The 11,316-nt window shown below is 71.2% G+C and carries 10 protein-coding genes; 2 read left to right on the top strand and 8 right to left on the bottom strand.

The features are described 5' to 3' along the window. The coding region (locus AC2VOR_RS18455) for a glycosyl hydrolase family 65 domain-containing protein (protein ID WP_486964273.1) at positions 1–1,406 on the top strand (1,406 nt) is incomplete at its 5' end. Positions 1,407–1,539: 133 nt separating this feature from the next. Then, positions 1,540–2,358, top strand: coding sequence for a universal stress protein (locus AC2VOR_RS18450; protein ID WP_486964272.1), 819 nt, complete (start codon positions 1,540–1,542; stop codon positions 2,356–2,358). A 36-nt stretch (positions 2,359–2,394) separates the two neighbouring features. Here AC2VOR_RS18450 and AC2VOR_RS18445 read toward each other — a convergent pair whose 3' ends face one another. The 8 genes from AC2VOR_RS18445 to AC2VOR_RS18410 form a co-directional block, all read right to left on the bottom strand. Then, positions 2,395–3,267, bottom strand: a complete 873-nt coding sequence (locus tag AC2VOR_RS18445) for a universal stress protein (RefSeq protein WP_486964271.1) — start codon at positions 3,265–3,267, stop codon at positions 2,395–2,397. Between the two features lie 16 nt (positions 3,268–3,283). Continuing rightward, a complete protein-coding gene (locus AC2VOR_RS18440) occupies positions 3,284–3,802 on the bottom strand; it encodes a GNAT family N-acetyltransferase (protein WP_486964270.1) in 519 nt (172 codons plus the stop codon). Between the two features lie 88 nt (positions 3,803–3,890). Further along, the gene (locus AC2VOR_RS18435) at positions 3,891–5,537 is read right to left on the bottom strand and encodes a sensor histidine kinase (protein WP_486964274.1); all 1,647 of its coding nucleotides are present in this window, start codon (positions 5,535–5,537) and stop codon (positions 3,891–3,893) included. 227 nt (positions 5,538–5,764) lie between these two features. Beyond that, positions 5,765–6,436, bottom strand: a complete 672-nt coding sequence (dosR, locus tag AC2VOR_RS18430) for a hypoxia response regulator transcription factor DosR/DevR (protein ID WP_369739910.1) — start codon at positions 6,434–6,436, stop codon at positions 5,765–5,767. An 83-nt stretch (positions 6,437–6,519) separates the two neighbouring features. Next, entirely contained in the window at positions 6,520–7,359 is an 840-nt protein-coding gene (locus AC2VOR_RS18425) for a universal stress protein (RefSeq protein WP_369739911.1), read from the bottom strand. Between the two features lie 16 nt (positions 7,360–7,375). Beyond that, a complete protein-coding gene (locus AC2VOR_RS18420) occupies positions 7,376–8,146 on the bottom strand; it encodes a universal stress protein (RefSeq protein ID WP_369739912.1) in 771 nt (256 codons plus the stop codon). Between the two features lie 121 nt (positions 8,147–8,267). After that, positions 8,268–9,236 (bottom strand): 1-phosphofructokinase family hexose kinase, encoded by a 969-nt coding sequence (locus AC2VOR_RS18415; protein WP_369739914.1) that lies wholly within the window; start codon positions 9,234–9,236, stop codon positions 8,268–8,270. Then, the gene (locus AC2VOR_RS18410) at positions 9,236–11,278 is read right to left on the bottom strand and encodes an erythromycin esterase family protein (protein WP_369739915.1); all 2,043 of its coding nucleotides are present in this window, start codon (positions 11,276–11,278) and stop codon (positions 9,236–9,238) included. Before AC2VOR_RS18410 ends, AC2VOR_RS18415 begins: the two co-directional genes overlap by 1 nt. Positions 11,279–11,316: the final 38 nt, after the last annotated feature.

The following is an 11,316-nucleotide window of genomic DNA, read 5'->3' as shown; positions in this document are numbered from 1 at the left end:
CCGCCGAACTCGACGCCGGAGTGCCGGCCCGCGGGCTGCACGGGGAGGCCTACCGGGGGCACGTCTTCTGGGACTCGCTGTTCGTCTCCCCGGTGCTGAGCGTGCGCCTGCCCAACGTCGCCCGGTCGCTGCTGCAGTACCGCTACCGACGCCTTCCCGAAGCCCGCCGCGCGGCGCGGCGGGCCGGCTATCGCGGCGCGATGATTCCGTGGCAGTCAGGCAGCGACGGGCGTGAGGTAAGCCAGGAGGTGCACCTCAATCCGCAGTCGGGCCGGTGGATTCCGGACGCCAGTGCGCGCGCGCATCACGTCGGCCTGGCGATCGCCTACAACGTGTGGCAGCACTACCAGGTGACCGCTGACCGGCAGCACCTCGTCGACTACGGGACCGAGATGCTGGTCGAGATCGCGCGGTTCTGGGTCGGTCTGGCGAAATTCGACGACAGCCGCGGCCGCTACACCATCCGGGGGGTCATCGGCCCCGATGAATTCCATTCCGGTTATCCGGGCAAGGAATACGACGGGATCGACAACAACGCCTACACCAACGTGATGGCGGTCTGGGTGATCCTGCGGGCGATGGACGCGCTGAACCTGCTGACACTGCGCGACCGGCTCGACCTGGTCGCAAAGGTCGGTCTGAGAGCCGAGGAACTCGAGCGGTGGGAACACGTGACCCGGCGCATGTTCGTTCCCTTCCACGACACGGACGACGGCATCGTGATCAGTCAGTTCGAGGGTTATCCGCAACTGGCGGAGCTGGATTGGGACCACTACCGGCAGCGGTACGGAAACATCCAGCGCCTCGACCGCATCCTGGAGGCCGAGGGGGACAGCGTCAACAACTACCAGGCGTCCAAGCAGGCCGACGCGCTGATGCTGTTCTACCTGCTGTCGTCCGACGAGTTGCTGGGCCTGTTCGGCCGGCTCGGCTACCGCTTCGCGCCCGAGCAGATTCCCAAGACGGTGGACTACTACCTGGCGCGCACCTCTGACGGGTCGACGTTGAGCGCCATCGTGCACGCGTGGGTGCTGGCCCGCGCCAAACGGCACCGGGCCATGAGGTACTTCGTACAGGTACTGAGTTCCGATGTCCTCGACATCCAGGGCGGTACGACCTCGGAGGGAATACACCTGGCCGCGATGGCCGGCAGCATCGACCTGCTGCAACGGTGCTTCACCGGACTGGAAACCCGCGACGACCGGCTGATACTCAACCCGCACTGGCCGGAGCGGTTGGGTCCGATCGAGTTCCCGTTCCTGTATCGCGGCCAGCGGCTGCACCTGCGGATCAGCGGACGCGCGGGCGCGCTGACCTCCGAGGCCAACAACGCCGGACCGGTCCTGGTCGAATGCCGTGGCCGCGTGCAGCAACTGCTGCCCGGACACCGGCTCGAAGTCGAGTGAGGCCGAGCCCGGCGCCGGTGACCATCGCCGGCCGATTGGGGGCCCAACGACCCTGCTGGACCGGAAGTCCGGCGCATAGTGTCAGGCATCGGCGGCCCGGGGAATCGCCCCGGCGCCAGATCGGGAGGACGCGATGAACCAGCCGGCACAGCGGATCGTGGTCGGTATCGACGGCTCGGACGCGGCGATCAACGCGGCCAGGTGGGCGGTCACCGAGGCCGTCGGGCACAACATCCCGTTGCGGCTCGTGCACGCCGTTCCCGACCGGCGGGCCGACGGGGACACCGCCGACGACGGCCTGGAGGTCGAATACGCCGAAACGTCGCTGCGCGCCGCCGACGCGGTGTTGCAGGCGCTGGGCGAGCCGGTGAAGGTCGAATGCGACATCGTGCGCGGATCGCCCGAGAGCGCCCTGCTCGACGCGTCGCGGGGCGCGGCGATGGTGTGTGTGGGGTCGGTGGGCATCGGGCGCATCGCCAGCAAGGTCCTCGGCTCGACCGCCGACGCCGTGGCCCGCGGGGCGCAGTGCCCGGTGGCGATCATCCGGTGCGACCGCGACGCCACCGAACCGGGCCCGGCGGAGGACCCCGGGTATGTCGCCGTCGTCGTCGACGATGCCCCCGGCAACGACGCGGTGCTCGAACACGGGTTCCGCGAGGCGCGGCTGCGCGGGGCGCCGGTGCTGGCGATGGGCGTGTGGCGCTGGGGCCTCGGTGAGATCCCCTACCGCCAGCTCGAACACCGGCTCGGCCCCTGGGTCTCCCGGTACCCCGAGGTGCACGTCATGCCGGTCGCCGCGCGGCGGGGGGCCGCCGAGTTCCTCGCCCACACCCAGGAACCGGTCCGGCTCGCCGTCGTCGGCGCCGCCGACGCCGACAAGGTCGCGCGGCTCGTCGGGCCGACGGGGCGCGCGCACGGCCACACCGTGTGTTCGGTGCTGGTGGTGCGCTGAGCTGGGGAATGCACAGCGCCTCGCCGGCGCCGCTGGTCAGCGAACCACGACCACCGGGACCCGCGCCGACTGTGCCACCGCCGAGCTGACCGAACCCAGCAGCATGCCGGGGAATCCACCGCGCCCACGGCCGCCTAGCACGACCAGTTGGGCGCGTTCGGATTCCTGCAACAGCCAATGGGCTGGCTTGTCGCAGAACAGTTTTCGCTCGACGGCCACGTCGGGATACCGTTCCCGCCAGCCGGCCAGGCGCTCGGCGAGGATCTCCTGGCCTTCGGCTTCCCGCTCGTGCCAGTCCATCCCGAGGATCGGGAACACCGCGACGTCGCTCCAGACGTGCAGCGCCACCAGCCCGACGCCGCGGCGGGAGGCCTCGTCGAAGGCCAGCGCCGTCGCCTCCTCCGAGGCGGGCGACCCGTCGATCCCGAGCAGCACCGGCGCTCCCGGATCGGGGGTGGCGTCGGAATGGATGACCGCGACCGGGCAGTGCGCGTAATGGAGCAGACCCGCGGTCACCGAACCCAGGAGCAGTCGCCCCAGCGCACTCAGCCCCTGGCTGCCGGCCACGACCATCCACGCCCCCTCGGAGGCGTCGACCAGGGCCGGAATCACGCCGGAATACACCAGCTGCGTGCGGATCTCGGGCGGCTCGGCGCCGCCCGGGCCGGCGGTCAGCGCCGCGCGGGCCCGCTCGAGGACGCGCTGCGCCTCTTCCTGCTGCCATTCGGGGGTGTCCGCGTACAGTTGCCCGACCGGCCACCCGACGACCACGGGCTGCACGGCGTGGAACAGGGTGACGGGCAGTTGGCGCAGGGTGGCCTCGCGTGCCCCCCAGGCCACGGCGGCATCGGATGCCGCCGACCCGTCGACGCCCACCAGCACGCCGAATTCCGTTGACTTGTCCGCCATATCGAACTCCTCGCTGTCAATCCCGGGGCAACTCGATCTCCAGATGGCGGACCGATCCGTAACCGCTCGGCTCGCAACGCCATCCGAGGTCGAAGAAAACGGTGAGCATGAGATGGTTCTCGCCGAGCACGTCGGCGGCGAAGCGCTCGACGCCGCGGGACCGCGCGATCGGGGCCAGGTGCTTGAGCAGGGCCGTGCCCACACCCACGGAATGATCCTCGCGGGCGACCACGACCGCGATCTCGGCGACCGCCGGGTCATCGACGACGGTGTAGTGCGCGACCCCGATGAGCCGGCCGCCGTCGAACGCGCCCACGGCGTAGATCCCCTCGACCGGCTCGGTCAGCCTGCCGGCGAGTTCGCGCAGAGGTGCCGGCTGCAGGGTGAAGAAGCGGAAATACCGGTCCCGGTCGGTGAGGTGCTCGTGCAGCGCCAGCACGGCCGCGGCGTCGTCGTGGCCCAGTCGGCGCAACACCACGACCCGCCCGTCGAGCAACCGGGCGGTCGCCGCCGATTCCACCGCGTGCTCGCTCACGATCCCTGACGCTATACGGCGCGGCGCGGTGAGACAGGGGCCGTTGGACCCCACGCGACCGCCATTGGTCAGCGCTCGGTCCCGGTCGCTAGTCCGTCAGCGGGGCAACCCAGTGGACCCGGGCGCCGCCCTCGGGCGGGTTGGTGACCTCGCAGGCACCGCCGAGTTGCGCGGCGCGGCGTTTCATGTTGGACAGGCCGCTGCTGCGCCGGTTGTCGGGCGGGATGCCGCAGCCGTTGTCGACGACGTCGAGGACGAACATGTCGCCGACGCTGACCTCCACGGTCAGCCGCGACGCCCCGGAGTGGCGCAGGGAATTGCTGATGGCCTCCGCGGTGACCGCCTCGGCGTGGTCGGCGAGATCGCCGTCCACCGCGGTCATCGGCCCGTGCATGCGCACCGTGGTGACGACGTCTCGGTTCTCGGTCAGGTCGGCGATCACCCGCTGGACACGGTGCCGGAAGTCGCCGTTCTTGTTCGCCGGGGATTTCAGCTGGAAGATCGTCGTCCGGATCTCCTCGATGATGGTCTGCAGGTCGTCGAGTGTGCGGTTGAGCCGCTCGGCCACCTCGGGTGAACGCGCGCGGGCCAGCGTGCCCTGCAGGTCCATGCCGGCCGCGAACAGCCGCTGGATCACGTGGTCGTGCAGATCGTGGGCGATGCGCTCGCGTTCGCCCAGGATGGTGAGCCGGCGCGCGTCGTCGCGGGCGGACGCCAGCACGAGCGCGATCGCGGCATGGGTGGCGAAATCGCTGACCAGGCCCAGATAGCTCTCGTCGAAGGGCGGCTGGTCGGCGCGGCGGGCGATCGCGATCACGCCGACCACCTCGTCGTGGGCGCGCAGCGGCATCAAAATTGCCGACCGCTGGCCGACGTCGGTGAACGCCTGGATCGGGTATTGCAGCGTGTCCGTGATCAGCGGTTCGCCGGACCGGAAGACGCTGCCGGAAGTCGATTTGTCCACCGGGACCTGCTGGCCCATCACCTCGGCGGCATGGACGCCCACGGCGGCGGAGACCACCAACGTGTCGACCTCGTCGTCCGGGATGTCGGCGTCGCCCGGGACGAGCACGATCGCCTGCTCGGCGCCGGTCAGGGCGCGTGCGCTCTCGGCGATCAACTGCAGCGGGCGCCGGTGCGGCTCGGCGCTGGACAGCAGCGCGGTGGTGATCTCGCGGCTGGCCTCCATCCACCGGACCGCCGTGCGCTCGCGTTGGAACACCTGCGCGTTGTCGATAGCGACCGCGGCCGCGAACGCCAGCGCGCGGGCGGCGACCTCGTCGGATTCGGAGAACAGCCGCGCCGGGTCGTCGTGGGTGAGATAGAGGTTGCCGAACAGGGTCTCCCGGATCGTGATGGGCACCGCGAGGAAGGCCCGCATGGGCGGGTGGTGCTCGGGGAACCCGGCGGCGGCCGGGTGCGTGGCCAGGTCGTCCATCCGCAGCGCGGGCGTGTCCATCAGCGACAGGCTGAGCAGGCCCTTGCCGACCGGCAGGTGCCCGATGCGCGCGGCCGTCTCCTCATCGAGGCCGTCGTGGACGAACGAGAGCAGGTTGCCGTCGGGATCGCGGATCGCCAGCGCGCCGTAGGGGGCGGAGGTCAGTTCCCGGGCCGCGCCGATGATGCGGCGTAGGGTGGCGTCCAGATCCAGGCCGGCACCGATCTCGACGATGACCCGCAGCAGTTGCTCCATCTGGTCACGCGCCGCCAGCAACTCGTCGAGCTGCTCGTGCATCCTGCTGAGCAGCCCGCGCTGGCCGAGCCCGGCAAAAGCCGAACCGCGTTCGTCGCCGGACACCCGACTCGTTACCTCCACGACATGTGTGCCAACGCAGCAGCCCGTGTTGCACAGGAACGACGACGGCGCGCTGATCAACGCGGGGTTGCCTGGTTGCAGCCTAGCCGCAATTCGGCGCGCCGCCCAACCTTGCGGGCGGCGGGCTCCAGTAAACTGCGCCCGGCTCAGTCGGGCGGCGCCCCCGTCGGCGAGTGCGGCTCCCCCGAGCGCCGATCCAGCTTCGAGGCGAAAACCGCAGCCTGGGTGCGCCGTTCCATGCCCAGTTTGGCCAGCAACCGCGACACGTAGTTCTTCACCGTCTTCTCGGCGAGGAACATCCGGGCGGCGATCTGCCTGTTGGTCAGCCCCTCGCTCAGCAACCCGAGCAGCGTCCGTTCCTGCTCGGTCAACCCGGACAGCGGGTCTTCGCGCTCCGACGCGCCGCGCAGCTTGGCCATCAACGCGGCCGCCGCCCGGTTGTCCAGCAGGGACTTCCCGGCGCCCACCTCCTTGATGGCGTGAGCCAGTTCCATGCCCTTGATGTCTTTGACGACGTAGCCGCTGGCGCCGGCCAGGATCGCCTCGAGCATCGCTTCGTCGGAGGTGAACGACGTCAGCATCAGGCAGCGCAGGTCGGGATGATCCGACACCAGGTCGCGGCACAGCTCGATGCCGTTGCCGTCGGGTAGGCGCACGTCGAGTACGGCGACGTCGGGCTGCAGCGCCGGTATCCGGGCCTTGGCCTCCGAGACCGATCCGGCTTCGCCGACGATCTCCAGCTCAGGGTCCGAGGCGAGCAGGTCGGCAAGACCGCGGCGGACCACTTCGTGGTCGTCGACCAGAAACACCTTAACCATTGCGAGTCCTTCCTGCCGGCCGTGCGAGCGCGTCACCGACCGACCATCGACCCAATATCCCATATCCCGACCGGCGGCAGGGCTCACAGATGCCGCCGGTTGACCACCAGCAGCGAGCAGCCCGCGTCCTGCAACCGCGCGGCGCCGGCCGGCCCGACGAGTTCGGCGAGGCGCTGCCGATTGCGGGAACCGACGATCGCCAGCTGCACCGGCCGGTGCCCGGCCACATACTCCAGCAGGCCGCCTTGCGCCACAGCCGATTCCACCCGCAGGTCCGGGTAGCGCCGGGTCCACCGGGCCAGCCGGCGACCAAGGTCGGCCAGCGCCGAGCGGTCAGCCTGCCCCGCTGCGCCGGCCGTGTCGTCCGCTCTGCCGCGCACGACCGCGTGCAGGGCGGCGTCGCGCAGCCGGGCCTCCTCGACCGCGGCGCCCAACACGATCTCCGCGTCCTCGCTCTCGATGGACCCGCCGAGTTCGACCACGATCGCCGCGGCAAGGCCGGTGGGCGGGCGGGGCTGGTGAGCCCGGACAATCGCCACGGGGCAGTGCGCCGACGTGGCCACCGCGGCGGCGGTAGAACCGACCCTGCCCGGCTGGAAGTGACGCAACCCGACCGCACCCACGCACAGCAGGGTCGCCGACGCCGAGGCGCGGATCAGCGAGCGGGCCGCCGGCCCGTCGGTCACCCGGGTCTCCATTTTCGGCGGCGCGCCCGCGGCCTGGATGGCGGTGGTCGCGTGGTTAACCGCCCTTTCCACCCTTTGCGTGGCGTCCGGGCCCTCGCCCGGCTCGACCGCGCCGACCAGGCGCAGCGTGGCGTCGCGGCTGACTGCCTCATCGACCGCCCACAACGCCGCCCGCAGCGCCGCTTTCGAGCCGTCGACGCCGACCACCACCGACCGGGGCTGCACGGACTCGTTCATCGCGGTCGGGGGCTGCCTACTGCCGCACGACGAGCACCGAACAGTCGGGGTAACCGACGATCGGATGGCAGTTGGGGGTGGTGAGCCCGGCTATCTGTTCGCCGTCGGCACCGCCCACGACGGCCAGCTCGATTGCGGCGCCGTGGCTTTCGCCGGGCTTCGTCCCGGCGCCCGCCGCGACGGTCTGCACGGGCACGTCCGGGTAGCGCCGAACCCAGCTGTTCAGACGCCGGTCTATCTGCCGCACGGTTGCGTGGCGGAGGCGCCCCTCCTCCATCGCCCGGTGCACGACCTCGTCGTTGTCGGGATCGTCGTTGAGCACCACCGCGATCACGCCGAGCTGTGTCGGGGAGCCGTTCGGATTGCTGCGAATGACGGCCACCGGGCAGCGCGCTTGCGCGACCAGGCCGGCGGCGGTGGGCCCCAGCAGGCCGTCGGCCGCCCAACCGCGCCGCGCGGTGCCCACGCACACCAGCGCCGCGTCCTGGGATTCGTGGATCAGGACCTGCGCGGGGTCGCCCGAGAGGATCGCCGTTTCGACCTCGACCGGTTTGCCCGAACTGGCCACGGCGTGCTCCGCCTGGGACAGCGCCGTCTCGCCGCGCTCGACCTCCCACTCGGAGGCCGTCCCGGACCCGGGTTCCGCGCCGTGACCGCCGACGACGTAGACCAGGCGAAGCGGTAGTTGCCGGCTCCGGGCCTCCTCGACCGCCCACTTGGCGGCGTTGACCGCGGCCTGTGAGCCGTTGATGCCCACGACCACCGACTTCGAGTCCAGCTCGTCCATGTCGGCTCCTGACTTGTTCTGCGCCTCCATGTCAGGCTATTGCGCCGCGACGCATTGCGGAGGGGCCGTTGGGCCCCACCTGCGATGCCGTTCGTCCTCCTACGGTGCGGACCGGCGATGCTCAGACGTCCACTGGTTCGGCGGCGAGCGCGAAAAGCCTTTCCACGTCCGCCCGCTCGCACGCGGCGGTGCCGGGTGTCATGAGCATGGCCGTGCCCGCCGCGATGCCCAACCGCACGGCCTTGACGAGCGGCCATCCGCGACCGAGCGCCACCGTGATGGCGGCGACCATCGCGTCGCCGGCCCCCACCCCGCTCCCGCCGGACATCGGGATGGCGGCGAATCGCTGGCCGGCGTGCGTCGTCGCGAGCAGCGCCCCCTGGGAGCCCAGCGACACCAGCACGCTCTCGGCGCGACCGGTGTCGACGAGTTCGTGCGCGGCGGCGAGCTGGTCGGCCTCGGTCACCAGCGGCCGGCCTACGCATTCCCGCAGCTCGCGCACGCTCGCCTTGAGCAGGAAAATCCCCGAGGAGACGTGCCGCAGGCCGCCGCCTGAGGTGTCCAGGATCAGGTTCACGCCCAGCTCCCGGCACATCTCGGCGACCCGCTGGTAGTAGTCGGCGGGGACGCCGGGAGGCAGGCTGCCGCTCGCCACGACGAAGTCGGCGGCCACGGCCGCCACGCGCAACTCGTCCAGGCACCAGGCCTGTTCGAGGTGGGACAACCGGGGCCCGGGCAGGACGAAGCGATACTGCCGGCCGGTGCCGGTCTCGTTGACGGTGAAGCTCTCCCGCGTCGAGGTGCCGATCGCGACCCGCCGGTACGGCACCCCCGCCACGTCGAGCAGCGACGTGAGCATGTCACCGGTCGGCCCCCCGGCCGGGAACACCGCCTCGACCGACGCGCCGAGCACGTGGGCGATGCGGGCGACGTTGATGCCGCCACCGCCCGGGTCGTAGCGCGGTGTGTCGCAGCGCAGTTTGTCCGTCGGCCGCACCGCGTCGACGCCGGTCGTGATGTCCAGCGCCGGGTTCATAGTCAGCGTGACGATCTGCGCACGGCCCGGGGTCGGCCCGTCCGGTGGCTCCATCACAGGCCGCTCGGGTAGGTTTCCGGCGTCTCGCCGGCGACCCAGACGCTCGTGGGCTCCAGGGGCTGCAGCGCCCGGGTTCTGTCGATGTGGATCATCGCGTCGAACTGGTCCGCGGGCCGCACGTGGAAGTAGTGGCTCTGCCGTTCGGTGGCGGGCAGGTAGATCACGCCGATGGCGCGGCCCAGCCGGACGGTGCTCAGCGGTTCGGCGGCGCCGGGGGTGATGCGGGCCGACACCAGGAAGGCGCCGTTGCCGGTCTCGTGCAGGAGTTCCTCGATGCTGCCGCCCAGCGCCGGCCGCACGGCCTTGCGTTCGGCGACGCCGCCCCACTCGCTGGCCGCGGTGACCGTGCCGGTGTAGGTGCTGAACCCGATGAGCCGCGACGCCTTGCCGTATCGCTGGCGGGCCAGTTGGCCCAGGGTGAGCTGTCCGTCGGCCCACACTTCGGTCGCGCGCGCGTCGCCGACGTGAGAGTTGTGCGCCCACACCACTATTCGCGCCGGCGGCACGTCGTGGTGGCGGTCCAGGTGTTCGAGCAGCGCACCGAGGGTCTGCGCCATGTGTTTGTCGCGCAGATTCCACGAGGTGACGCGCCCGCTGAACATCGCGCGGTAGTAGACCTCCGCGTTGCGCACCGTCTGCGCGTTCTGCTGGGCGTAGAAGAGCTCGTCCTCGGCGAGCAGCCCGTCCATGCGGGCGTAGGCCAGCGCGTTGCGCTGGATGTCGACCAGCTGGTCGATGGCCTCCTTCTCGCACGACGGGCCCGCGCCGAAAGCCGCCGAGAAGCCGTACGCCTGCCCGTCGTCGGCCGAGGCGTGGTCGAAGCAGGAGTACCGGCTCCGGGCCCGCGCCGCCGCCCTGGGGTCCACCCTGTCCAGGTAGCCGATCACCTCGTGAATCGAGCGGTGCAGGCTGTAGAGGTCCAGGCCGTAGAACCCGGCCTGCCGGCGCCCGCTGGACTCGTGGCGGCGGTTGCGGTCACGCAGCCAGTCGACGAAGTCGCGGACGACGACGTTGCGCCACATCCAGGCCGGGAAGCGTTCGAACCCGCTCAACGCCTCGTCGGCGGTGGTGTCCCCGCCGGTGCCGTGCACGTACCGGTTCACCCGGTAGGCGTCGGGCCAGTCGGCCTCCGCCGCGACGGCACAGAAGCCCTTCTCCTCGATCAGCCACTTGGTGATCTCCGCCCGGGCCTCGTAGAACTCGTGTGTGCCGTGCGAACTCTCGCCGATCAGCACGACCCGCGCATCGCCGATCAGCTCCTCCAGGGCGGCCAGCGGCGGAACGCCGCCGGGGGCATCGATCGCCACCGCAGCGATCAGGTCGGCGGGGTTTTGCGCCGCAACGCTTTTGGCCGTCGCTTCGGTGGTCGGGGTGGCCAGAAGCTGACGGACCTCCTCGTCGGTGACCTGCCGGAAGTCCCAGAACGACTCCCCGACCGCCAGAAACGGCGTCGGCATGGTCGCGCAGACGACGTCGTCGACGAGGCTCTCGAACTCCCGGACCGTGGACTCGGGGGCCGCGGGCACCGCGATCACGATCTCGGCGGGCTGCGCCTCCCGCAGCGCCTGCACGGCCGCGAACATGCTCGCGCCGGTGGCCAGGCCGTCGTCGACGAGGATGACGGTCCTGCCCGTCACATCAACGGGCGGGCGTCCGTCCCGATAGGCGGCCTCGCGCCGGGCGAGCTCCCGGCCCTCGCGCTCGGCGATGTGGCGCAGCTGCTGCGGGGTGACCCGCAGCCCGCGCACGACATCGTCGTTGACCACGACACGGCCCCCGCTCGCCAAGGCCCCCACGGCGAACTCCTCGTGACCCGGCGCGCCGAGCTTGCGCACGACGAACGCGTCCAGCGGGACGCGCAGCGCGGCCGCCACCTCCCACGCCACCGGCACCCCGCCGCGGGCCAGACCCAGGACGATCACGTCCGGCCGGTCGCGGTAGGTGCTCAGGAGGCTGGCCAACACCCGCCCGGCCTCACGCCGGTCACGGAAAACCCGCCGCGGCGAGTGCCGGGCGACATCGGTTGCTCTGGTCATGGGGCACCGCTCCTGGGTCTGCGATCACCGTCGACGTC

This window comes from Mycobacterium sp. TH-M103, assembly GCF_057473785.1.
Note: the sequence above shows the minus strand (reverse complement) of the source record. Positions and strands in the feature narration are given on the sequence as shown.